Raw genomic sequence first — 23,551 nt, forward strand, 5'->3', positions numbered from 1 at the left:
AATGAGCGATCTTGAATCCAGTTCCATAGCCACTTTGCCCGTCATGGGCGAAATGGCGCATCAGACCTATCCTAGCGCAACCTTATACGTCGTGGCGACCCCCATTGGCAATGTCACCGATATTAGTCTGCGCGCGCTGCACGTTTTGAGCTTGGTCAATGCTGTGGCATGCGAGGACACGCGCAACACCGCCACGCTGATGGGACGCTTCGGACTGCACAAGCCATTGATCGCCGCGCATCAGCACAATGAGCGGGAGGCGGCGGAAATGTTGATTTCTCGACTACAGGCTGGCGAGCGCATCGCGCTGGTGTCGGACGCCGGCACGCCGGCGGTGTCCGATCCGGGCGCGCGCATTGTCGACGCGGTGCGGGCGGCCGGTTTGCGCGTGCTGCCGCTGCCGGGAGCGTCGGCGGCGGTGACGGCGCTGTCGGCCAGTGGCCTGGTGAATGATCAGTTTTACTTTGTCGGCTTCCTGCCGGCCAAGGCCAAGCAGCGCGAGAATTTCCTCGGCACGCTGCGCGCGGTGACGGCCACCATGGTGTTTTATGAGGCGCCGCACCGCATTCTGGACTGCGCCAGCGCGCTGGCGGCGGCGTTCGAGCCGACGCGCCAGGTGGTGTTTGCGCGTGAGCTGACCAAGATGTTCGAGGAAATCCACCGCTGCCCGCTGTCCGAGGCGGTGGCGTGGATCAAGGCCGATGGCCATCGGGAAAAAGGCGAATTCGTCGTGCTGCTGGACGGCGCGCCACCGGCGGATGATGAAAATGACGCCGAGGCGGACCGGATTTTGCAGATTCTGCTGGCCGAACTGCCGGTCAAGCAGGCGGCCGGACTGGCTGCCCAGATCACCGGGCGCAAGAAAAACGCGCTGTACGACCGCGCGCTGGAACTCAAGAACGACGCTTAAAACTTGCAGTGCTTGTCCAGCGCCCAGAATAACGGCGCCAGCAGGCCGGCGCCGGAGGCCGATTTGAGGCAATCGGTTTTGCCGGCCTTCTCTATTTTCCTGCCCAGTTCGGTGCCGTTGGGCTCGGCGGCGATCGGATGGGCTTCCAGCTGGGCGGCCAGCGTGCCGGGCGCGGCTTTCTCGGAGGCGGCTTTGCGGGCGGCTTTTTTGGCGGCCTCGATATCAAAAGCTTTCGGCTGCTGGTCGGCGTACAGCGGATCTTGCTCGCGCGGCAGCGTGATGGTCTGGGATTCGGCCGGCGGCACTGGCTCCCGCGCCGCCTCCTCGGTGCGCGGGGGTGTGGCGGCCACGGTGGTGCGCTCGCGTGCCGGCGCTGGCTGGCGTTTGCGTTCCGGCTTAGGCTCCGGCTTGGGCGGCTCGACCCTGGCAAGTGGCTTCGGCGCTTGCAACCACACCGTCATCGACCGGGCCGGTTGTTTGGCCGCTGGCGGGCTGGATAGCCGGTAGCCAAAAATCAAGACCGCGTGCAGCGCCAGCGAGACGACAATGCCCGCAGCGATGCCTGGTCTGCGCGGGCTTCTGGCCTCATCGAATGAAATCGTAGCGCTCATAGTTTTCAGATATTAGCATTGAAGCGATGGTAGCACTTGACGAGTTACCGGCCAGGCTGTATTATCTTGCTTCTTCGGAGTGTAGCGCAGCCCGGTAGCGCACCTGGTTTGGGACCAGGGGGTCCAAGGTTCGAATCCTTGTACTCCGACCAAAATCTAAAAACCCTGTTTGACGGCAACGTCAAACAGGGTTTTTTCCATTTCACGCCCGATTTTGGCCCTTCCGTCGCACGCGCCGTTGCCACCTTCCGCAGCCGTTAGAATGGGCGTGATGAATACGACACCTTTCCACCTCAAACAAGCGGTCACGCATGATCCCAAGCTGGTGCGCCGCTACAAGCGGGAGTCGGCGCTGCGGCAGTGGGGGCTCATGGCGATTTTCCTCATCGTTTTTGTACCGCCGCTGGCTTTGCTGATCTTGTCCGTCGTGCCACCGGGCCCGGGCAAGTCTACCTGGGCATGGGGGCCGTTGAGCAATGTGATGTTGCTGGTCTTGCTTCCCATCGCCATCACGAATGCGAGGGTGAAGCAGCGGTTGGCAGAGCTGACCGAAGCCGGCACCGCGCTGACCGAAGAGATGCTGTCCGCGCGTCCCCGGCGGACGCTGGTGTCGCCGCTGGACCAACTGGTCACGCACAACATCTGCACCGAAACGCTGTCCGGCCTGGCGCTGGGCACGGCGCTGGGTTATGGCGGGCCGGCGGTGTTTCGCTACTCGCCTTATGAAGGTCGCATCTTGATTTCGCCGCGGTGGCCGGTCTGGTTCTCCCAGTGCACCGAGGTGCTGATCGTGGCCGAGCGCGGGGCGCCAGTGGAAGTGCGCATCCGCCGCCGCATCGGCTACGATTTCTTCACCGTGCAGGTTGGTGGCGCGCTGCATGCGGTGGAAACGGTGGCCGCCCATCTGCGGACGCAGTTCGAGCAGCGCGAGCGCATGCTGCGCGCCATCAAACGCGAACAGGAACTGGAGCGCGCCGCGCTACACGCCAAGCTGTCGGCGTTGCAGGCGCAGGTCGAGCCGCACTTTCTGTTCAATACCCTGGCCAACCTCAAATACCTGATCCGCACCGACGGCGACACCGCGCAGCAAATGCTCGACCATCTGGTCGGTTATTTGCAAAACGCCCTGCCTGATATGCGCTCCGTGTCCTCGACGGTGGAGCGTGAGCTGGCGCTGGTGCGCAACTACCTGTCCATCATGCAGATCCGCATGGGGCAACGCCTGCGCTTCCATATCGAGGCGGATACCGCTTCGCTGGGACTGCCCTTCCCGCCGGCGATGCTGATATCGCTGGTGGAAAACGCCATCAAGCACGGTCTGGAGCGCGCCAGCCGGCCGGGTGAAATCGTCATCACCACGCTGCGGCGCAAGCATGATCTCTGTGTGCACGTCAGTGATGATGGCGTTGGCCTGACCGAGCAAATGGGCCAGGGCTTCGGCCTGGCGAATATCCACGAGCGCCTGCAATTGCTGTATGGTGAAGGCGCGTCGCTGTCGGTGACGGCGGGAGAAAACGGCGGCGTGGTGGCCACGCTGATCATCAAGGAGTGAGCATGCCGATCGCGTTGATCGTGGAAGATGAACCGCTGCTGGCAGCGGAATTGCGTGACCAGCTGGCCGCGCTGTGGCCGGAACTGGAGATCGCCGGCCAGGCTGAAAACGGCGTCGAAGCCATATCGCTGCTGGATACCCTGAAGCCGGATGTGGTGTTCCTCGACATCCAGATTCCCGGCCTGACCGGTATGGAAGTGGCGGCGCATGTGGGCGAACATGCGCAGATCGTCTTCGTTACCGCCTACGCGGAACACGCGGTGCAGGCGTTTCAGGCGGGTGCGGTCGATTACATCGTCAAGCCGGTGACGGCGGCGCGGTTGCTGCAAACGGTGAAGCGGTTAAAGACGCGCAGCACCGCGGCGGTGCCGGCTGGCGTGTGGCGGCAGATCGCGCCGGCGCCGGTGCAGCATCTCAAATGGATCAAGGCGTCGGCCGGCAACACGGTGCGGCTGGTGATGGTGCGCGATGTGCAGTACTTCCAGTCGGACGGCAAATACACGCGCGTGGTCACGCATGATGGCGAAGCGCTGATTCGCCTGCCGCTGAAAGAGCTGATCGAGCAGCTCGACGCGGCGCAATTCACGCAGATTCATCGCGGCGCCATCGTCAATTTGGAAGCGGTCGACCGTATCGACCGCGATGGCAGCGCGATGGAAATTCGCCTCAAGGGCCGCACCGAAAAACTCACCGTCAGTGAAACCTACAGCCGCCAGTTCCGCCAGATGTAACCACCGTCATTCCCGCGAAAGCGGGAATGGCTAGGTGGTGCGCTTGGCGGCGATGGCGTTGCCGGCCCGGCTGGCGCCTTTGCGGCCCAGGTACTGCGAGATAAACTGCCCGGCATCGACCACCATGTCCAGATCGATGCCGGTCTCAATACCCAGGCCCTGCATCATATACAGCACGTCCTCGGTGGCGACGTTGCCAGTCGCCCCTTTCGCATACGGGCAGCCACCCAGCCCCGATACCGACGAGTGATAAATCGAGATGCCCAGCTCCAGGCTGGCGTAGATGTTGGCCAGCGCCTGACCATACGTGTCGTGAAAGTGCCCGGACAAGCCATCAACGCGGAAAGCGCGGATGGCGCGCTCCATCACCGCCTGCGTCTTGCGCGCGGTGGCGACGCCGATGGTGTCGGCGATGTCGATTTCATCGCAGCCCAGGTCGCGCATGCGGCCCACTACATCGGCCACCGCGTCCAGCGGCACCTCGCCCTGATAAGGGCAGCCGAAGGCGCAGCTGATGCTGCCGCGCAGGCGGATGCCGTTGTCTTTCGCCGCCTTGGCCACGCCTTCAAAGCGGGCGATCGATTCGGCGATCGAGCAGTTGATGTTTTTTTGCGAGAACGCTTCCGAGGCGGAGCCGAAGATCACCACCTCGTCCGCGCGCGCCGCCAGCGCCGCCTCGAAGCCCTGCATGTTCGGCGTCAGCGCGGAATAGATCACGCCCGGCTTGCGCTCGATGGCGGCCATGACGTCGGCGCTGGTGGCCATCTGCGGCACCCACTTCGGCGACACGAAGGCCGCCGCCTCAATGTTCTGGAAGCCGGCGGCGGTGAGGCGGTTCACCAGCGCGATCTTGATCTCGGCCGGGGCGTTTTCTTTTTCGTTCTGCAGGCCGTCGCGCGGACCCACTTCGACGATTTTGACTTGTTTCGGTAAGCTGCTCATTTCAGTATCCCAGTGTGCGGTCGACCGCGCCGGCGATGGCTTCGCCCGCCTCGGCCTTGCGAATGTTGGCGGCAATCTGCTGCACGCTCTCGCGGCGCAAGGTCAGCGCGGAGATGTGCGGCGTGATGGTGATGCGCGGCTCCTGCCAGAACGGATGCTGCGCCGGCAAGGGCTCGTTGCGCAACACGTCCAGCGTGGCGGCGGCGATGTGGCCGGATTTAATTAACGTCAGCAGATCCGGCTCGGCGATGTGCGCGCCGCGCGCGACGTTGACGATGTACGCGCCCTGCGGCAGCTTGCACATATTGGTGCGGTCGATGATGTTGCTGGTTTCCGGCGTCAGCGGCAGCATGCAGACCAGCACGCGGCTGCCGCGCAGGAAGGTGTCCAGGCCATCGGCGCCGGTGAAGGTCTGCACGCCGGGCATGCTTTTGTCGGTACGGCTCCAGCCGCGCAGCGGGAAGCCGAACGGCGCCAGCGCCTCCAGCACGCGGGTGCCCAGCACGCCCATGCCCAATACACCGACGGCGAAATCCTCCTTGTGATATTGCGGCAGCGGCGCCCACTTGCCGGCGCGCGCCTGCGCTTCGTATTCGTCGAAACGGCGGAAGTAGCGCAGCACCGCGTGCGTCACGTATTCGGCCATCTGCACGCCCATGCCGGCGTCTTCCAGCCGGATGATGGGGATGTGCGCCGGCAGCGCGTCGCCGAACTTGAGCAGCGCGTCCACGCCGGCGCCGGTGACGAAGATGGCTTTAACGGTGGCCAGTTCCGCCAGCATCGCTTCCGGCGGCGACCACACCACGGCGTAGTCGCAGGCCTGGCATTTCTCGCCGGCGTGCCAGATTTCGATTTCCGCTTCGGGCAGGAACTTGGCGAAGTCCTTGATCCACGGCTCGGTTTTGCCGTCGGCGCGATGGAGCAGTATGCGCATGGTGGTTCTCCTTTATGCCGCCTGGAAGTCCAGCAGCGGCGCGCCATCCGCTACCTGGTCGCCGACGTTGTACAGGATGTCGTTGACGGTGCCGTCGTGCGGGGCGGCGATGGTGTGTTCCATTTTCATGGCTTCCATGATGACCAGCGCCTCGCCCTTCTTCACCGTCTGGCCCTTGCTGGCGAGGACGGCGACGACCTTGCCCGGCATCGGCGCGGTGAGGCGGCCGCCTTCGGCTTCGGTTTCGCCGGCGTGCGCCATCGGGTCGTTCCAGACCAGTTGGTAGTGCGCGCCGTTGCTGAAGACGTGGAAGGTGTCACCATCGCGCAGCACCGTGCCGCGATTGGCCTGGTCGCCGAGTTGAAGGCTGTCGTCGGCGGTGCTGAACAGGCAGCCGTCCGGGCGATAGGTGATGCTGGTGTCGTAGCTCGTGTGCTCGTCGGCGAAGGCGATTTTGCGGACGTAGGACTGGTTCATGCGCCAGCCGGTCGTCCGCGCCCATGGATCGGCGGCGTGCGTGCGTTCGTCGGCCAGCAGCGCGTCGGCGGCCAGTGCCAGTGCGGCGGCGGGCGCTGGCTGCGCGGCGGGAAACAGCGTGGTGTGATGGCGATCGATCAGGCCCGTGTCCAGATCGGCGTTGGCGAAGGGCTGGCCTTCAACCAGGCGTTTGAGGAAGGCGATGTTGGTGTGCAGGCCAACGATGTGATACTGCGCCAGCGCCTGCGCCATGCGGGCCAGCGCCTGCTTGCGGTCCGCGCCCCAGACGATCAGCTTTGCGATCATCGGATCGTAGAACGGCGAGATGGCGTCGCCCGCGCGCACGCCCGAATCGATGCGCACCGCCGCTGGCGCCGATGCGGCGCCGCCCAGTTCAAAGGAAACCGCATCAGGCGTGCCGAGATGGCGCAGCGTGCCGATCGACGGCAGAAAGCCCTTCTCCGGATTCTCCGCGTAGATGCGGGCCTCGATGGCATGGCCGTTGATCGTCAGTTCGTGCTGCTGCTTCGGCAGCGGCTCGCCGGCCGCAACGCGCAGCTGCCATGCCACCAGATCGGTCCCGGTAATCATCTCGGTCACCGGGTGTTCGACTTGCAGGCGGGTGTTCATCTCCATGAAGTAGAACGTGCCGTCCTGGTTGGCGATGAACTCCACCGTGCCGGCGCCGACATAGCCAACGGCGCGCGCGGCGGCCACCGCCGCTTCGCCCATCGCGGCGCGGCGTTCGGCCGTCATGCCCGGCGCCGGCGCTTCCTCCAGCACCTTCTGGTGGCGGCGCTGCACCGAGCAATCGCGCTCGAACAGATAGATGCAATTGCCTCGCGTATCGGCAAACACCTGAATTTCAATGTGACGTGGGCGTTGCAGGTATTTCTCCGCCAGCACCTTGTCGTCGCCAAAAGAACTGATCGCCTCGCGCTTGCAGGACGCCAGCGCATCCTTGAACTGCGCCGAGTTCTCCACCACGCGCATGCCCTTGCCGCCGCCGCCGGCCGAAGCCTTCAGCAGCACCGGATAGCCGATGCGGTCCGCCTGCGCATGCAGGAAGTCGGCGTCCTGCTGCTCGCCGTGATAGCCCGGCACCAGCGGCACGTTGGCCTTCTCCATCAACTGCTTGGCGGCCGATTTTGAACCCATGGCGCGCATGGCCGACGCGGGTGGACCGATGAACACCAGGCCCGCTTCCGCGCAGGCGTCCGCAAAACCGGCGTTCTCCGACAGGAAGCCGTAGCCGGGATGGATGGCTTGCGCGCCGGTGGCCTTGGCGGCGGCGATGATCTTGTCGCCGCACAGGTAGCTTTCCTTGGCGGCGGCGGGGCCGATCAATACCGCTTCGTCGCACACGGCGACGTGCTTGGCGTTGGCATCCGCTGCCGAATACACGGCAACGGTCTTGATGCCCAGGCGACGCGCGGTCGCGGCCACACGGCAGGCAATTTCACCACGATTGGCGATCAGAATTTTGGTAAACATCGTCTCTCTCTTTACGGCTTATGGCCGGAAGTTTTTTTGTCATCGTGGGAGTGGGCCTTTTAGCAGCCGCAGCTCTCCTTTTGCACCGATTCCAGCACCGCGCCACGGGTAAGCAGGCCCAGTTTCTCCAGCAGCGCGCGGTCGTCGTTCGCTTCCGGGTTATCGGTGGTCAGCAGCTTGTCGCCGTAGAAGATCGAATTGGCGCCGGCCATGAAGCACATGGCTTGCACCGCCTCGCCCAATTCGCGGCGGCCCGCCGACAAACGCACACGCGCCTTCGGCATGGTGATGCGCGCCACCGCGATGGTGCGCACGAATTCAAACGGGTCCAGTGGATCGAGGCCGTGCAGCGGCGTACCTTCCACCTGCACCAGGTGGTTGATCGGCACCGATTCCGGATATGGATTCAGGTTGGCCAGTTGCGCGATCAGGCCGGCGCGCTGGTCGCGTGTTTCGCCCATGCCGACGATGCCGCCGCAGCAGATTTTCAGGCCGGCTTCGCGCACATGGCCCAGCGTGTCCAGACGGTCCTGATACTGGCGGGTCGAGATCACGTTGTCGTAGAACTCGGGCGCGGTGTCCAGATTGTGGTTGTAGTAGTCCAGGCCCGCGTCCTTAAGGCGCTGCGCCTGGTGCTCTTCCAGCATGCCCAGCGTGGCGCAGGTTTCCAGGCCCAGCGCCTTCACCGAGCGCACCATCTCTTCAACCTTGTCCATGTCGCGGTCTTTCGGGCTGCGCCACGCGGCGCCCATGCAGAAGCGGGTGGCGCCGTTGTCCTTGGCCTGCTTGGCCGCATCCAGCACGGTGTCGATGTCGAGCAGCTTCTTGGCTTCGACGCCGGTGTCGTAGCGCGCCGCTTGCGGGCAGTAGCCGCAATCCTCTTCGCAGCCGCCGGTTTTGATCGACAGCAGCGTCGCCAGTTCGACATCGCCGTCCGGGAAGTTGGCGCGGTGGATTTGCTGCGCCTTGAACATCAGGTCATTGAACGGCAGCTCGAACAGCGCCAGCACTTCTTCGCGCGGCCAGGTGGCGGCGGCTGGCTGGATGGGCGCCGTCGGGCGGTGCAGGGAAACGACTTTCGGTTGCTGGAGGGTAGTTTCAGACATCTGTTTTCCTTCTTCGTTCAAATGGCGTTTTGCAGCGGCCAGTTGGGCAGCTGCGTAAAATCGATATAGTCGGCGGCCGCTTCGGCGCTCGGCTGGTCCAGGCGCGGCACGCGGCCGAGGAATGGCGCCGGAATGCGCTGCTCCAGCGCCAGCACGTTTTCGTCGGCGAAGGCCATGTCGGCCTGGGTTTCATTGGCCACCCAGCCAACCAGCTTCAGGCCGCGCGACAGGATGGCTTCCACCGTCAGCAGCGCGTGGCTGATGCAGCCGAGGCGCAGGCCGACCACCAGCACCACCGGCAGCGCCAGTTGCTCGGCCAGGTCGGCGGTGTCGTATTCGTCGTTCAGCGGCACGCGGAATCCACCCACGCCTTCCACCACCACCGCGTCCGAGGCGGCGTTGATTTCGACATAGGCCGCGAGGATCGGCACCGGCGAAATGGTCACGCCTTCCAGCGCGGCGGCGATGTGCGGCGCCGCCGGCTCCTTCAGCAGGAACGGCGTGGTGATCGACGGCAGCAGGTGCACGTTGCCGGCGGCGGCCAGCCGGTCGCAGTCGTCGTTGTGCCATTTGCCGTCGTCGCCCAGTTCAGTGCCGGCGGCCACCGGCTTCATGCCGCAGGCGCGCACGCCGCATGCCACCAGCGCATGCAGCATGGCCGAGGAAATCAGCGTCTTGCCGATTTCCGTATCGGTGCCGGTGACGAAGCAGTTGAAGCGCGGCGGCATGCCGCTGGCCGCGACCGTGGGTTCTGTTTGTGGAGTGACTGATAACACGGGATCGTCCAAGCTCATCTCAAGTCCTTTCCAATGCTTTCCAATGTATTAAGCGCTGCGATCAAGGTTGCCACTTCCGCGCTGGTGTGCCCCGCCGACAGCGTGACGCGCAGGCGCGCGGTGCCCGGCGCCACGGTGGGCGGGCGGATTGCCCCTACCCACAGCCCCTGTTCGTACAGGGCGGCGCCAGCGCGCATGGTTTCAGCATTATCGCCGATCAGGATAGGCTGGATCGCCGTCTTCGACGGCAGACGTTGCCAGCGCCGCAGGCGCAGGCCGTCGTCCAATTGTGCCACCAATGCCTGCAATTGCGCGCGCCTTGTGGCGCCTTCGTCGCCTTCCAGCAGATCGAGGCTGGTCAGCAGGGCATGCGCCAGCGCCGGCGGGGTGGCGGTGGTGAAGATGTAGGGACGGGCTTTCTGGATCAGCGTTTCGATCACCGTCTCGTGCGCGGCGATGAAGGCGCCACCCACACCGGCCGCCTTGCCCAGGGTGCCCATGTAGACCAGATAAGGGGAACGCAAGTTGAAGTGTTCCAGTGCGCCGTGGCCCTTGTCGCCCAGCGTGCCGAAGCCGTGGGCGTCGTCCACCACCAGCCAGGCGTTGTGCTGTTCGCACAGTGCCAGCAGCCGCGGCAGCGGTGCCAGGTTGCCATCCATGCTGAAGACGCTGTCGGTGACAACGATTTTGGTGGTCGCCCTGCTGGCTTTCAACAGCGACTCCAGCGCCGCCAGGTCGGCGTGCGGGTAGACGTGGGCCTTGACGCGCGACAGGCGCGCGCCGTCGATCAGCGAGGCGTGGTTCAGCGCTTCCGAAAAAATCTCGGCTTCCTTGTCGCCGGCGGTCAGCCCGGTGATGACGGCGAGGTTGGCCATGTAGCCGGTGCAGAAGCTGAGCGCGCGCGGCGCTTCCAGATGTGCGCCGACGAATTGCGCCAGCCGTTCCTCCAGCATCGCGTGGGCGCGGCCATGGCCGCTGATCAGGTGCGAGGCGCCGCTGCCGGCGCCGTAGAGCGCCGCGCCTTCCCGCAGCGCGAGCTTGATCTGGCTGTGGTTGGCGAGGCCAAGGTAGTCGTTGCTGCAAAAAGCCAGCAGTTCGCGGCCATCGACGCTGACGCGCGGGCCGCACGGCGACTCCACCGTGCGGCGCTTGCGGATCAGCTGTTGTTCGTCCAGCGCCCGCAGTTGCTGGTTGAGTCGATTGAGCAGTTCCATCGTCAGCCCGCCATCACTTGGTTGAACACGGCCAGCGTGTTGGCGGCCAGGCCGTCGATTTCCTCGTCGCTGAGGAGATACGGCGGCATCATGTAGACGGTGGCGCCGATGGGGCGCATCAGCAGTTCATGCTCGGTCGCGGTGGCGAAGAAGCGGCGCGAGAAGTCTTGCGGCGCGTCGATGGCGTCGAAGGCCCAGATCATGCCGCGCTGGCGGAAGTTACGCACTTGTTCGTGTTGCGCCAGCGGTTGCAGCGCCTTGGTCAGGCGCGCGGCCTTGACGCGGTTGGCGTTGAGGATGCCGTCTTCCTCGAAGATTTGCAGCGTCGCCAGCGCGGCGCGGCAGGCCAGCGGGTTGCCGGTGTACGAGTGCGAGTGCAGGAAGCCGCGCGTGACGTCGTTGCTGTAGAAGGCCTGATAGATCGCGTCGCGCGTCATCACCAGCGACAGCGGCAGGTAGCCGCCGCTGATGCCTTTCGACAGGCACAGGAAGTCCGGCCACACGCCGGCCTGCTCGCAGGCGAAGAAGGTGCCGGTGCGGCCGCAGCCGACGGCGATTTCGTCGAGGATCAGGTGGACCTTGTGTTGGTCGCACAGCGCGCGCACCAGTTGCAGATACAGCGGGTCGTGCATCGCCATGCCGGTGGCGCATTGCACCAGCGGTTCGATGATGATGGCGGCGATCTTGTCGCCGCGTTCGAGGAACAGGCGTTCGACGTGGGCGGCGGCGCGGCGGGCCACGTCTTGCGGCGTTTCGCCATCGGCTGCGGCGCGCCAGTCCGGCGACATCACGGTTTGCGAGGCGCGCAGCAGCGGGCCGTAGGCGTCCTTGAACAGCGCGACGTCGGTGACGGCCAGCGCGCCGATGGTCTCGCCGTGGTAGCTGCCTTTGAGGCAGACGAATTCCTGCTTGTCGGCGTGGCCGTTGTTGCGCCACGAGTGGAAGCTCATCTTGAGCGCGATTTCAACCGCCGATGCGCCGTCGCTGGCGTAGAAGCTGTGGCCCAGCACATGGCCGGTGAGCGCCGACAGCTTTTCGGACAACTCGATCACCGGTTCGTGCGTGAAGCCGGCGAGCATGGCGTGTTCCAGCGTATCCAGCTGGTCTTTCAGGGCGGCGTTGATGCGCGGGTTGGCATGGCCGAACAGGTTCACCCACCAGGAGCTGATCGCGTCCAGGTAGCGGCGGCCTTCATGGTCGTACAGCCAAGCGCCCTTGCCCCGGCTGACCGGGATCAAGGGGATGGTTTCGTGATGCTGCATCTGGGTGCAGGGATGCCATACGCTGCGCAGGCTGCGTGCGACCCAGTCGCTTTGTGTATTCAATTCCAAAACTGCTCCATTAATTCAACCAGGCGGGCTTGCGCTTCTCAAGGAAGGAAGCCACGCCTTCGCGCCCCTGGTCTGAGGCGCGGATTTGCGCGATGCGTTCGGCCGTATCGGCCAGCAGCGCATCGCTCACCGCTTGCCCGCTCACGTCGCGCACCAGCATCTTGGCTTGCTGCACGGCGTGCGGGCTGTTGTTGACCAGTGCCTTGACCACCTCCGCCACCTTGGCGTCCAGCGCTTCGGCGCCGACCACTTCATGCGCGAAGCCGATCCGCAGCGCTTCCCGCGCGCCGAATCGCTCGGCGGTCAGGCAGTAGCGGCGTGCCGCCTGCTCGCCCATGGCCTTGATCACATACGGCGAAATCGTCGCCGGAATCAGGCCGAGTTTCACTTCACTCAGGCAGAAGTTGGCCTCCTCCACCGCAACGACGATGTCGCACGCGGCCACCAGGCCCATGCCGCCGGCGTAGCAATCGCCCTGCACCCTGGCCACGACTGGCTTCGGGCACAGATAAATCGTGCGCAGCATCTGCGCCAGTTGCAGCGCGTCGGCATGATTTTCGGCGTGCGTGTAGCCCGCCATTTTTTTCATCCAGTTCAGGTCCGCGCCGGCGCAGAAGGCCGGGCCGTTCGCCGCCAGCACAATCGCGCGCAGGCCGGCATCGTCGCCGAGTTCACTGAAGGCTCGCTGAATTTCGGCGATGGTGGTTTCGTTGAAGGCGTTGCGCACGTCCGGGCGGTTCAGCGTGACGGTGGCGGTATGGCTGTCGCGCGTGATGGTGAGTGTGGTGTAGGTCATCTGATCGCTCCTTACATGCGGAAGACGCCGAATTTGGTGTCTTCGATTTCCGCATTCAGCGCGGCGGACAGGCCGAGACCGAGCACCGTGCGCGTATCGGCCGGGTCGATCACGCCGTCGTCCCACAGGCGCGCGGTGGCGTAGTACGGGTGGCCCTGATGCTCGTACTGCTCCTTGATCGGCTGCTTGAACGCCGCCTCCTCGTCGGCGGACCAGGTACCGCCCTTGCCCTCGATGCCATCGCGCTTGACGGTCGCCAGCACCGACGCCGCCTGGTCGCCGCCCATGACCGAGATGCGCGCGTTGGGCCACATCCACATGAAGCGCGGCGAGAACGCGCGGCCGCACATGCCGTAGTTGCCGGCGCCGAAGCTGCCGCCGATGATGACGGTGAACTTGGGCACCTTGGCCGTCGCCACGGCGGTGACCATCTTGGCGCCGTTGCGGGCGATGCCCTCGTTCTCGTACTTGCGGCCGACCATGAAGCCGGTGATATTCTGCAGGAACACCAACGGGATCTTGCGCTGCGCGCACAGCTCGATGAAGTGCGCGCCCTTCAGCGCCGATTCCGAGAACAGGATGCCGTTGTTGGCGATGATGCCGACCTTCATGCCGAAGATGTGGGCGAAGCCGCACACCAGCGTGGTGCCGTAGCGCGCCTTGAATTCATCGAATTCGCTGCTGTCGACGATGCGGGCGATCACCTCGCGCACGTCAAAGGGCTTGCGGGTATCGGCCGGAATCACGCCATACAGCTCCGAGGCGGCGTAGGCCGGCTCCACGGGTTCGCGCAACGCGCCCTGCCGCAGCTTGGTGCGGTTCAGATTCGAGACGATGGTGCGCGCCAGCGATAGCGCGTGCAGATCGTTCTGCGCCAGATGGTCGGCCACGCCGGACAGGCGCGTATGCACATCGCCGCCGCCCAGGTCCTCCGCCGTCACCACCTCGCCGGTGGCCGCCTTCACCAGCGGCGGGCCGCCGAGGAAGATGGTGCCCTGCTCCTTGACGATGATCGACTCGTCGCTCATCGCCGGCACGTAGGCGCCGCCGGCGGTGCAGGAACCCATCACCACCGCGATCTGCGGGATGCCCTTGGCTGACAGGTTGGCCTGGTTGTAGAAGATGCGGCCGAAATGGTCGCGGTCCGGGAACACGTCGTCCTGATTCGGCAGGTTGGCGCCGCCGGAATCGACCAGATAAATGCAGGGCAGGTTGTTCTGATCGGCGATTTCCTGCGCGCGCAGGTGCTTCTTCACCGTCATCGGATAGTAGGTGCCGCCCTTGACGGTGGCGTCGTTGCAGACGATGACGCATTCCTGTCCGGCCACGCGGCCGATGCCGGTGATGATGCCGGCGGCCGGCGCCGCGTCGTCGTACATGCCGTAGGCGGCCATCTGCGACAGTTCAAGGAAGGCCGTGCCGGGGTCGAGCAGCATCTGCACGCGGTCGCGCGGCAGCAGTTTGCCACGCGCCACATGCCTGGCCGACGCCGTCTCGCCGCCGCCCTGGGCGATTTTCGCGATCTTGTCGCGCAAATCGTCGACCACGGCCTGCATGGCGGCCGCGTTGGCCTTGAAATCCTCGCTACGAGGGTTGAGCTTGCTTTCGATATGCGGCATGGTGTTTCCTTTGTCTGTCTATTCTGGAAAACGACCGTCAACGTAAAACCAGCGCAGGTCTCCTCCCTCTGCCGGTTCGCGGACAAACTTGCTGATCTCGTGCAGGCGCTGCGCCCGGCCATTGATCTTGAACCGGGCGACAAACTCCACCGTGTCCTCGGTCAGGTCGGCGTCACCTGCTTTACGTTGACGTAAACGTAAAGCAGATTTTACCTCAAGTCCCAGCCATTGCAGCTTTTCCTCGTCGCTCATGATGGGCTCGGTCGGACGGGTGCTGGGGTGCCAGGTGGCCAGCAGATAAGGCTCGTTGCGCTGGCCGTAGGCGGTGTAGCGCGAGCGCATCAGCGCCTCGGCGGTGGGCGCGATGGCGGCGCCGTCGAGATAGGGGCCGCAGCAGGTGGCGAGCGCGGGGCCGCCGCAGGGGCAGCCGGCGGGCGCGGTGGACTTCTTGGACATGGTCGGAAACAGCCGGGGCTGGTGGTGCAAACCCCGCATTATCCGCCAAATACGGGCGTTCCGCCGCGTTCGGCGTTATGCTAGGTGTACAAATAATGTCGGTTGGCACCGCGCCGCGCGCACATCGTTACCGCATCGCTATTACACTAGCGGCGTGAGGAGAATTGAATGAGCCAGACCAGTGTTGAATTCAAGGTGGATGCCAACGACAGTTCGCCGTTGTACATGCAAATTGCGCGCAAATTGAGCGATGATGTGCTCAATGGCCGCTATCAGGTGGATCAGGCGCTGCCGTCCGAGCGGACGCTGTCGGAGTTGCTGAACGTGTCGCGGGTCACCGCGCGCAAGGCCATCGATCAGCTGGTGGACCAGGGCCTGGTGGTGCGCCGTCGCGGCTCGGGCAACTATATTGCGCCGCGCATTGAGCAGCCGCTGTCCAACCTCACCAGTTTTTCGGAGCAGTTGCAGCTGCGCGGCCACATTCCCGGTTCGCGCTGGCTCAAGCGCGCCATCGTCGCGCCGACGCCGGACGAGCAGCTGAGCCTGGGCTTGTCGCCGTATTCCAAGGTGGCGCGGCTGGAACGGCTGCGTCTGGCGGATGAGGTGGTGATGGCGTATGAGGTGTCGGTTTTGCCGCAGACGGTGCTGAACGATCCGAAGGCGGTCGGCAACTCGCTGTATCAGTATCTGGACAGCATCAACAAGGCGCCGGCGCGGGCGCTGCAGCACATCCGCGCGATGAACGCGCCGGCCGAGCTGGCCCAGCGGCTGGGCGTGCCGGAGGGCCAGGCGCTGCTGTACATCACGCGGATTGCCTACCTGGACAGCGGCGAGGCGATGGAGCTGACCCATTCGTATTGCCATAGCGACCACTACGACTTTGTCGCGGAGATGCGCCGCGCCACCTGACCATCATGCTCAAGACCGAGACGCCGAGTACGCAGCATCCCCAGCTGGACCTCTACCCGGTGGAGGACTTGGTCGCCGCGTTGATTGACGATCAGGCGCAGGCGGCGCAGGCCGTCAAGGGGGCCTCGGCCAGCATCAACGCGGCGGTGCTGGCGATGGCGCCGCGCATCGCCGCCGGCGGGCGGCTGATTTACGTCGGCGCCGGCACCTCGGGGCGGCTGGGCCTTCTCGACAGTGTGGAACTCAGTCCCACCTTCTCCTGGCCGCGCGAACGCGCGCTGGCGCTGCAGGCTGGCGGCCTGGGCGCGATGTTCGAAGCGGTCGAAGGCGCGGAGGATGACCGCGACCAAGGCGCCGCCGATCTGCGGCTGCTCTATCCCGGTTACAACGACGTGATTGTGCTGGTGGCCGCCTCCGGCACCACGCCCTACGTGCTGGGCGCGCTGCAAGCGGCGCGGACGGTCGGCGCGCTGACGTTGGGCATCGCCAACAATGGCGGCACGCCGCTGCTGGCCGGTGCCGACATCGCCATCTGCCTGGACACCGGCGCGGAAGTCATCTCCGGCAGCACACGGCTGAAGGCCGGCACGGCGCAAAAAATCGTGCTGAACACGCTCTCCAGCGCCCTGATGGTGCGGCTCAACAAAGTGTACGGCAACCTGATGGTCGACCTGCAGGCCACCAACGCCAAGCTGGTCGACCGCGCTATCCGCCTCACCATGCACGCCACCGGCGCCGACGCTTCGAGCGCCCGCAGCGCGCTCGAAGCGTGCCAATACCAAGTCAAAATCGCGATTCTCATGCTGCTCAAAAAACACACAGCCAGCCAAGCCCAAGCCCTGCTCGACCGCCACACCGGCAACCTCCGCAGCGCCTTGGAGTAAACCCCGGTGTCAGGTCTGACATTCGCACACGGGCTCAACTGCGGAGCAGTTGAGCCCGTGTGCGAATGTCAGACCTGACACCGGGTTGCGTTCCGTGAAAGGTGTGCGTATGGTGACTACGGTGAGCTTATCAGCTGGTAACGAAAGGATGTATGGTGCAGCAACGTAATCCCTGGGCCTGGGTGCCGAGTGTGTCTTTCAGCCAGGGCGTGCCGTATGTGGCGGTGATGATGTTGTCCACCGTGATGTACAAGAACCTCGGCATCTCGAACGCCGATCTGGCGTTCTATACCGCGTGGCTGTATTTGCCGTGGGTGGTCAAGCCGCTGTGGTCGCCCATCGTGGAGTTGTTCGGCACCAAGCGCCGCTGGACGGTGCTGATGCAGCTGGTCAGCGGCGCCGGCCTGGCGGCGGTGGCGCTCACTTTGCACGCGCCGGATTTCTTCCGCTGGACCCTGGTCCTTTTCTGGCTGATGGCGTTCAGCTCGGCCACCCACGATATCGCGTCCGATGGTTTCTACATGCTGGGCTTGCCCATCCAGCGTCAGCAGGCCGCGTTCGTCGGCGTGCGCAGCGCGTTCTACAAGCTGGCGATGATCGGCGGCCAGGGCGGCCTGGTCTACCTTGCCGGCGAACTGATCAAGTCGAGCGGCGATCCCGCCCATGCCTGGTCGGTGGTGTTCGCGCTGATGGCGGCGGGTTTTCTGGCCTTGTGCGTCTGGCATCAGTTCGTCCTGCCGCGCCCGCCGGACGATCACGCCCACACCGCCGGCGGCGCGCTGTGGCGCGACTTTGTGCAGACGTTTGCCAGTTTTTTCCGCAAGAAAGATATCGTCACCACGCTGGCCTTTCTGCTGCTGTACCGCCTCGGCGAGGCGCAGTTGCTGAAAATGGCGGCGCCCTTCCTGCTCGATCCGCGTGCCAACGGCGGACTCGGCCTCAGCACCTCGGATTTCGGCCTGGTCTACGGCACCATCGGCGTGTGCGCGCTGGTGATCGGCGGCATCGCCGGCGGCGTGGTGGTGTCGCGCTTCGGCCTCAAGCGCGCGCTGATGCCGATGGTGGTCATCATGCATGTGCCGGATCTGGTGTTTGTCTACCTGGCAACGGCGCTGCCGGCGCATCTGCCGCTGATCGCGTTCTGCCTGGCGGTGGAGCAGTTCGGCTACGGTTTCGGCTTTGCCGCCTTCATGCTGTACATGGTGATGGTGGCCGATGGCGCGCATAAAACCGCCCATTACGCCATCTGCACCGGCTTCATGGCCCTCGGCATGATGCTGCCGGGAATGATCAGCGGTTGGCTACAGCAACGGCTTGGCTATCAGCACTTTTTCATCTGGGCATGCATTTCGACGCTGCCGGCGTTTTATATGGCGCTGAAGGTGCGGATTCCTGCTGAATTCGGACGGAAATAGCCATTACAATACGTGCTCTACTGATTCGGAGAGTGGTTTTGGTTTTCAATGCGAAGAAGCGGCTGACCTTGTCGGCTGGCGTGGCGGCCGGCGTGGCGGCGCTGCTTGAGGGATGTTCCAGTACGCCGACCGCGCCGGTGCCGGCAGCGGGCACGGCGTTGCCGTCGCCGCAGCCGCAGCCGCAGCCGATGCCGGGTGGCCCGGCCACGGCCAGCGCAGAGCCGCGCACGCCGCCGCCGGCGCCGCGCGAATTCCGCGCCGCCTGGGTGTCGACCGTGGCCAATATCGACTGGCCCAGCCGCAGCAATCTGAGCATGGCCAAGCAGCAGGCCGAGGCCCTCGCCATTCTCGACCGCGCCAAGGCGCTGAACCTGAACGCCATCGTGCTGCAGGTGCGGCCGAGCGCCGACGCGATTTATCCGTCGGCGCTGGAGCCTTGGTCGGAGTTCCTGACCGGCCAGCAGGGCCGGCCGCCGGCGCAGCCGTGGGACCCGCTGCGGTTCTGGATCGAGCAGGCGCATGCGCGCGGCCTGGAGCTGCACGCGTGGTTCAATCCCTATCGCGCGCGCCACGCCACCGCCAAGACGCCGCTGGCCGCCAACCATATCGGCCGCACGCGGCCTGAGCTGATCAAGTCCTACGGCCGCTATCTGTGGATGGACCCGGGCGAAGCGGCCGCCTCGCAGCACACGCTGAACGTGGTGCTGGATGTGGTGCGCCGCTACGACATCGACGGCGTGCATATTGACGACTACTTCTATCCGTATCCGATCGATACGCCGAATGGGGCTGGGCCGGAAGGTGTGGCACTGGACGGCGGCGTGGGCGGCGCGCGGCAGGAGCTGGAGTTTCCGGACCAGCCGTCGTGGCAGCGCTATCTGCTGGAGGGCGGCACGCTGGACCGCGCGCACTGGCGCCGCCAGAACGTCAACACGCTGATCGAGGCGATGTACCAGGGCATCCGCAAGGAGAAGGCGTGGGTGCGCTTCGGCATCAGCCCCTTCGGCATCGGCCGTCCGGATCGGCGGCCGGCCGGCATCATCGGTTTCAGCCAGTACGACAAGCTGTATGCCGACGCCGAACTGTGGCTGCAGAACGGCTGGCTGGATTATCTGGCGCCGCAGCTGTATTGGCCGGTGGCGCAGGCGCCGCAGGCGTTCGATGTGCTGCTCGATTACTGGCTGGCGCAGAACACGCGCGCGCGCCATGTGTGGCCCGGTTTGTACACCAGCCGCATCGACAACAGCGCCAAGGCGTTCGGGCCGGAGGAAATCGTCAAGCAGATCGGCGTGACGCGCAGTCGCGGCGGCGTGCGCGGCCACCTGCACTTCTCGATCGCGCCGCTGATGCAGAACCGCAAGGGCATCACCGACCAGCTAAAATCGCAGGCCTACCAGACCGCCGCGCTGACGCCGGCCACGCCATGGCTGGGTTCAGACGCGCCGCCGGCGCCGCAGGCGTCCGCACGGCGCGAGGGCAATGGCGTGGCGCTGAAGCTTTCCGCTGGCGCGGGCAAGGCGCCGTCGCATTATGCGATCTGGTCGCGTTATGGCAATGAGTGGCGCTTTGCCGTGGCGCCGGCCTCGCGCCCGGTGCTGCTGCTGGCCGACGACGCGGCGGGCGGCGCGGCGCAGGTGGTGGTGGTCAGCGCGGTCGACCGGCTTGGCAATGAGAGTGAACGCGTCAACGCCTACGCGCGCGGCTGACGATGCGTGATCTCGGTCTGGGCATCGATGCCGGCGGCACGCAAACCCGCTGGGCGCTGGCCGATGCCGCCGGCATTGTGGCCGAGGGCAGCGTGGGCGGCATGTCGGCCACGCAGATGAGCAGTGCCGCTGGCCGCGACGCGGTGCGCGGCGTGTTCGCCATGCTGGCGTCGCAGGTGCTGTCCGCTGGACGGCCGGTACGCGCGTGCGCGGGCCTTACCGGCTTCGATGGCGCCGGCACGCAGGCCACGCAGTTGCTGGCGGAGGCGCTGAAGATGGCGCCGGCCGCGATCAGCATGCGCAACGATGTGGAGATCGCCTATCTGGATAGCTTTCAGCCGGGTGAAGGCTACCTGGTGTATGCCGGCACCGGCTCGATCGCCGCGTGGATCGATGCGGACGGCGCGTTGCACCGCGCCGGTGGACGCGGCGTGACGCTGGATGACGGCGGCGGCGGTTTCTGGATCGCGCGTGAAGCGATGCGGCATATCTGGCGGCTGGAGGATGAGCAGCCGGGCGTGTGGCGGCAATCGGCCATGGCGCGCGCCGTGTTCGCGCACATCGGCGGCAGCGATTGGTCGCTGTCGCGCCAGTTCATCTACGGCCAGGATCGCGGCGCGATCGGCACGCTGGCGCTGGCCGTCGCGTCCAGCGCGGACGCCGATCCGGTCGCGCGGGATATCCTCGAACGCGCCGGCGCCGAGCTGGCGCGGGTTGCGCTGGCGCTGGTCGGCCGCTATGGCGCGCGTCCGGTTGTGCTGAGCGGACGGGCGGCGCAGCTGCATCCGCTGATCGCGCAGAGCATGCGCACGGCGCTGCCTGCCGCGTTGGCGCTGACGCAGCGGCAAACGCTGGCGCACCACGCGGCGGCGCGGATTGCTCTACACTCTCATCATTGAACCCACGCTGATACGCTTATGAAAATTGTCCCGCTACTCGCTTTGACCGCATTGCTGGCCGGCTGCGCCACGGTGCCCGACCAGCCTCGCTTCGATCACTCGCTGACCGCGCGCGCGCAGAGTGACCGCGTCAAGTATGTGATCCTGCATTACACGGTGAGCGATCTGCCGCGCTCCATCAACACGCTGGCGCATGGCTCGACGGTCAGCGCCCACTATCTGCTGACCGACACCAACCCGCCGTTCTTCTACACGCTGGTGGACGAGTCGCGCCAGTCGAACCACGCGGGCTACAGCAACTGGAAGATCTATAACCAGCTCAACGCCGCGTCGATCGGCATCGAGATCGTCAATCCCGGCTTCAAGGAGACGCCGCAGGGACGAGTCTACGCGCCGTTCCAGCCGGCTCAGATCGATCAGCTGATTTTGCTGTTGAAGGATATCGTCAAGCGCCACAACATCCCGATGGGGAATATCCTCGGCCATAACGATATCGCGCCGCAGCGCAAGCAGGACCCCGGCCCGGCGTTCCCGTGGAAGCGGCTGGCGGATGCTGGCCTGATTCCGTGGCCGGAGCCGAGCCGCGTGGCGGCGCGCATGGCCGGCTATCAGGAACAGCTGCCGGAGGTGATCTGGTTCCAGCACAAGCTGGCGGAAATCGGCTACGCCGTGCCGCAAACCGGTGAGCTGGATCAGGCGACGCGCAATGTGATTTCGGTGTTCCAGACCAAATACCGCCCGGCGCTGTTCGACGGCACGCCCGACGCGGAAACGGCGGCGCAGCTGGATGTGTTGACCGCTCCGGTGCCGGCGCTGCCGTCCGCGCCGGCGGCGCCGCCTGAAGAGAATTAATCCTGTAGCGACGACAGAATGGTATGGGCGGCCTTGATGCGTTCCTCGCCAGGATAGTTGCGGTTGGCCAGAATGACGATGCCGATTTTCTTTTGCGGCACAAAGGCCACGTAGGCATTGAAGCCGCGGGTGGCGCCGGTCTTGTTGTACCAGGTGGCGTCCGACGCTGGCTTCGGTGGCGACAGCAGCTTGGCCGGATTGGCGTCGCGGCTCATTTTGGCGGAGTTCCCGGCTTGCAGCGCCGCCAGCGAGACCGGATACGCATACTGTTCCCATCCCAGTCCCTGCACCATGCCGCCGATCTGGTAGTAGCCCACATGCGTGGCCTCGATCGCGCGGCGCAGCGTGGCGTCCAGATGGCTTGGATCGATATTCGCCTGCACGTAGCGGATCAGGTCCGCGCTGCTGGAGCGCACGCCATAGGTCTGCACCGAGAACAGTTCGGAGCCCATGCGCACCGGCTGGTTGGCGGCGTTGTAGCCCCACGCGTAACGCGAGGCCGCGCTGTCCGGCACGCGCACATAGGTGCTGCTCATGCCCAGTTTCGGCAGGATCTGCTGTTCCAGCACGTCGGCTTGATCGGCCTTCAGCGCCAGGCTGGCCAGATGGCCAAACATGCCCAGGCTCGGATTCGAATACACACGCACCTCGCCCGGCGCGGCCTTGGGCTTGAAGTGACCGAAGTAATCGAGCATGCCCTGTTCGTTGTTGGCCACATCGTCCGGGAATTGCTGCGGCAGGCCGCCGGCGGTGTAGGTGCCGAAGTTCAGCACCGTGGCCTGATCGAGCGCGCTGCCTTTCAGCTTGGGCACGTAGCGGCTCGGATGATCGTCCAGCGACAGCTTGCCCTGCACCAGCGCATACGCGGCCATGGTGGCGGTGAAGGTCTTGCTGACCGAGCCCAGTTCGAACAGCGTGTTCTCGGTGACCGGCGTGTGCTCCTGCCGCGACGCCACGCCGTAGCTGAAGTAGGACGCCTTGCCATCGACGGTGACGGCGACCGCGATGCCCGGCACATCGTATTCTTTCATGATCGGTTTGATGGCCTGATCGACCACGGATTGCAGGTCGGCGGCGCCGGCGACAGGCGTGCAGCAGCACGCAGCGATGGCCAATGCCATGCGGCTCAGAGTAGACAAGGTAGCTCCTTTGGTTGGGGGGGATTAAAGCGTATCCAGTTGGGTGGCGACTTCGCTCAGGAAGGCTTGCCGCGCGCGGGCGCCGGCGTAGGATTCCTGTCGGTGGTCCAGCATCATGCGGGCGAACACGATGGTGCGCGCACCCTTGGTGGCCCAGCCGACGTACCAGCCGTAAACGCGCTGTTTGTCGTCGCTGCCATCCGGCAGCACCAGCGACGCGGTGCCGGTCTTGCCGTGGATGGTCCAGCCGTTGGCCAGCGTTTGCGCCGGCAGGATGCGGCCGGTCATCTGATAGGCCCTGGCCGATAGCGGCAACTGGCGATTGACGATCTTGCGCAGGAAGTCCACCTGCTCGTCCGGCGAAATTTGCAGCGACGAGCCGATCCACGACATCGTCAGGCCATTGTGCTTGCCGGCGTCGCCGCTGATATCGCGGTTGCCGTAGCCGAAGCCGTCGATGTAACGCTGCACGCGCGCCTCGCCCAGCTGACGGGTGACGTTCTGCGCGAACCACACGTTGGAGGTGATGAGCCAGCTGGTGGGGTCGGTCTCGGTGCGCCAGCTTTCGTTCCAGTCGGTGTAGCCAGGTTTGTATGGCATGACCGGGGTGTGCTCGTCCACCAGGATGCCGCTGTCAAAGCCCATCAGGCTGACCACGATGTTGAAGGTGGAGGCCGGCGTGGCGCGGGCGTCGCACTGGCCGTCGTGCAGCAGGCGCTGGCCGGTGGCGGCGTCCATCAGCGTGGTGCACGACAGTTGGGCCATGCGTTGCGAGGCCAGCGACGGTTGCAGCGCCAG

The 23,551-nt window shown here is 65.2% G+C and carries 22 protein-coding genes and 1 tRNA gene; 10 read left to right on the plus strand and 13 right to left on the minus strand.

The window, feature by feature from the left end; translation table 11 throughout:
- Window position 1: 1 nt before the first annotated feature.
- The gene (gene rsmI, locus GTP44_RS01395; protein WP_160988359.1) at window positions 2–910 is read left to right on the plus strand and encodes a 16S rRNA (cytidine(1402)-2'-O)-methyltransferase; all 909 of its coding nucleotides are present in this window, start codon (window positions 2–4) and stop codon (window positions 908–910) included.
- On the opposite strand, the gene GTP44_RS01400 is transcribed toward rsmI, so the two are convergent.
- Entirely contained in the window at window positions 907–1,521 is a 615-nt protein-coding gene (locus GTP44_RS01400) for a hypothetical protein (protein WP_161018007.1), read from the minus strand. The genes rsmI and GTP44_RS01400 overlap by 4 nt on opposite strands.
- 75 nt (window positions 1,522–1,596) lie before the next feature.
- On the opposite strand from GTP44_RS01400, the gene GTP44_RS01405 reads away from it, so the two are divergent.
- The 3 genes from GTP44_RS01405 (at window position 1,597) to GTP44_RS01415 (ending at window position 3,804) form a co-directional block, all read left to right on the plus strand.
- A tRNA-Pro gene (locus GTP44_RS01405) sits at window positions 1,597–1,673 on the plus strand.
- 119 nt (window positions 1,674–1,792) lie between these two features.
- Entirely contained in the window at window positions 1,793–3,073 is a 1,281-nt protein-coding gene (locus GTP44_RS01410; RefSeq protein ID WP_161018008.1) for a sensor histidine kinase, read from the plus strand.
- A gap of 2 nt (window positions 3,074–3,075) precedes the next feature.
- Window positions 3,076–3,804, plus strand: a complete 729-nt coding sequence (locus tag GTP44_RS01415; protein WP_161018009.1) for a LytR/AlgR family response regulator transcription factor — start codon at window positions 3,076–3,078, stop codon at window positions 3,802–3,804.
- Window positions 3,805–3,834: 30 nt separating this feature from the next.
- Here the strand turns inward: GTP44_RS01415 and GTP44_RS01420 are convergent, their stop codons facing one another.
- The 10 genes from GTP44_RS01420 to GTP44_RS01465 are packed head-to-tail and all read right to left on the minus strand — an operon-like array spanning window position 3,835 to window position 14,949.
- Window positions 3,835–4,746 carry a hydroxymethylglutaryl-CoA lyase gene (locus GTP44_RS01420; protein WP_161018010.1) on the minus strand — a complete coding sequence of 304 codons (912 nt, stop codon included), beginning with the start codon at window positions 4,744–4,746 and terminating at the stop codon, window positions 3,835–3,837.
- Window position 4,747: 1 nt separating this feature from the next.
- Window positions 4,748–5,680 (minus strand): 2-hydroxyacid dehydrogenase, encoded by a 933-nt coding sequence (locus GTP44_RS01425; RefSeq protein WP_161018011.1) that lies wholly within the window; start codon window positions 5,678–5,680, stop codon window positions 4,748–4,750.
- Window positions 5,681–5,692: 12 nt separating this feature from the next.
- Window positions 5,693–7,651: an acetyl/propionyl/methylcrotonyl-CoA carboxylase subunit alpha gene (locus GTP44_RS01430; RefSeq protein WP_161018012.1), complete on the minus strand. Its 1,959-nt coding sequence runs from the start codon at window positions 7,649–7,651 to the stop codon at window positions 5,693–5,695.
- A 59-nt stretch (window positions 7,652–7,710) separates the two neighbouring features.
- A complete protein-coding gene (gene bioB, locus GTP44_RS01435; protein WP_161018013.1) occupies window positions 7,711–8,757 on the minus strand; it encodes a biotin synthase BioB in 1,047 nt (348 codons plus the stop codon).
- A 17-nt stretch (window positions 8,758–8,774) separates the two neighbouring features.
- Window positions 8,775–9,551: a dethiobiotin synthase gene (gene bioD / locus GTP44_RS01440; RefSeq protein WP_161018014.1), complete on the minus strand. Its 777-nt coding sequence runs from the start codon at window positions 9,549–9,551 to the stop codon at window positions 8,775–8,777.
- Window positions 9,548–10,747: an 8-amino-7-oxononanoate synthase gene (gene bioF / locus GTP44_RS01445; protein WP_161018015.1), complete on the minus strand. Its 1,200-nt coding sequence runs from the start codon at window positions 10,745–10,747 to the stop codon at window positions 9,548–9,550. Before bioF ends, bioD begins: the two co-directional genes overlap by 4 nt.
- A 2-nt stretch (window positions 10,748–10,749) precedes the next feature.
- A complete protein-coding gene (gene bioA / locus GTP44_RS01450) occupies window positions 10,750–12,078 on the minus strand; it encodes an adenosylmethionine--8-amino-7-oxononanoate transaminase (RefSeq protein WP_202423937.1) in 1,329 nt (442 codons plus the stop codon).
- Between the two features lie 10 nt (window positions 12,079–12,088).
- Window positions 12,089–12,874, minus strand: coding sequence for an enoyl-CoA hydratase/isomerase family protein (locus GTP44_RS01455; RefSeq protein WP_161018016.1), 786 nt, complete (start codon window positions 12,872–12,874; stop codon window positions 12,089–12,091).
- An 11-nt stretch (window positions 12,875–12,885) separates the two neighbouring features.
- The gene (locus GTP44_RS01460; protein ID WP_161018017.1) at window positions 12,886–14,493 is read right to left on the minus strand and encodes a carboxyl transferase domain-containing protein; all 1,608 of its coding nucleotides are present in this window, start codon (window positions 14,491–14,493) and stop codon (window positions 12,886–12,888) included.
- Window positions 14,494–14,511: 18 nt separating this feature from the next.
- On the minus strand, window positions 14,512–14,949 hold the full coding sequence (locus GTP44_RS01465) for a YchJ family protein (protein ID WP_161018018.1): 438 nt from the start codon (window positions 14,947–14,949) through the stop codon (window positions 14,512–14,514).
- Between the two features lie 168 nt (window positions 14,950–15,117).
- Between GTP44_RS01465 and GTP44_RS01470 the strand changes: the two genes are divergently transcribed.
- The 6 genes from GTP44_RS01470 (at window position 15,118) to GTP44_RS01495 (ending at window position 21,614) form a co-directional block, all read left to right on the plus strand.
- Window positions 15,118–15,858 (plus strand): GntR family transcriptional regulator, encoded by a 741-nt coding sequence (locus GTP44_RS01470; protein WP_161018019.1) that lies wholly within the window; start codon window positions 15,118–15,120, stop codon window positions 15,856–15,858.
- A 5-nt stretch (window positions 15,859–15,863) separates the two neighbouring features.
- Window positions 15,864–16,742, plus strand: a complete 879-nt coding sequence (gene murQ, locus GTP44_RS01475) for an N-acetylmuramic acid 6-phosphate etherase (RefSeq protein ID WP_161018020.1) — start codon at window positions 15,864–15,866, stop codon at window positions 16,740–16,742.
- A 152-nt stretch (window positions 16,743–16,894) separates the two neighbouring features.
- Complete coding sequence (locus tag GTP44_RS01480) at window positions 16,895–18,157, plus strand: MFS transporter (RefSeq protein WP_161018021.1); 1,263 nt, start codon at window positions 16,895–16,897, stop codon at window positions 18,155–18,157.
- A 32-nt stretch (window positions 18,158–18,189) separates the two neighbouring features.
- A complete protein-coding gene (locus GTP44_RS01485) occupies window positions 18,190–19,863 on the plus strand; it encodes a glycoside hydrolase family 10-like protein (RefSeq protein WP_161018022.1) in 1,674 nt (557 codons plus the stop codon).
- A gap of 2 nt (window positions 19,864–19,865) precedes the next feature.
- Complete coding sequence (locus GTP44_RS01490; protein WP_161018023.1) at window positions 19,866–20,762, plus strand: N-acetylglucosamine kinase; 897 nt, start codon at window positions 19,866–19,868, stop codon at window positions 20,760–20,762.
- 18 nt (window positions 20,763–20,780) lie between these two features.
- Window positions 20,781–21,614 carry an N-acetylmuramoyl-L-alanine amidase gene (locus GTP44_RS01495; RefSeq protein ID WP_161018024.1) on the plus strand — a complete coding sequence of 278 codons (834 nt, stop codon included), beginning with the start codon at window positions 20,781–20,783 and terminating at the stop codon, window positions 21,612–21,614.
- Here the strand turns inward: GTP44_RS01495 and ampC are convergent.
- Both ampC and blaOXA read right to left on the minus strand, forming a co-directional pair.
- Window positions 21,611–22,735: a class C beta-lactamase gene (gene ampC / locus GTP44_RS01500; RefSeq protein ID WP_161018203.1), complete on the minus strand. Its 1,125-nt coding sequence runs from the start codon at window positions 22,733–22,735 to the stop codon at window positions 21,611–21,613. The genes GTP44_RS01495 and ampC overlap by 4 nt on opposite strands.
- Before the next feature lie 42 nt (window positions 22,736–22,777).
- On the minus strand, window positions 22,778–23,518 hold the full coding sequence (gene blaOXA, locus GTP44_RS28390; RefSeq protein WP_443093264.1) for a class D beta-lactamase: 741 nt from the start codon (window positions 23,516–23,518) through the stop codon (window positions 22,778–22,780).
- Window positions 23,519–23,551: the final 33 nt, after the last annotated feature.

The sequence above is a fragment of the Duganella lactea genome (assembly GCF_009857505.1).
In the GTDB taxonomy this organism is placed as follows: domain Bacteria; phylum Pseudomonadota; class Gammaproteobacteria; order Burkholderiales; family Burkholderiaceae_D; genus Rugamonas; species Rugamonas lactea.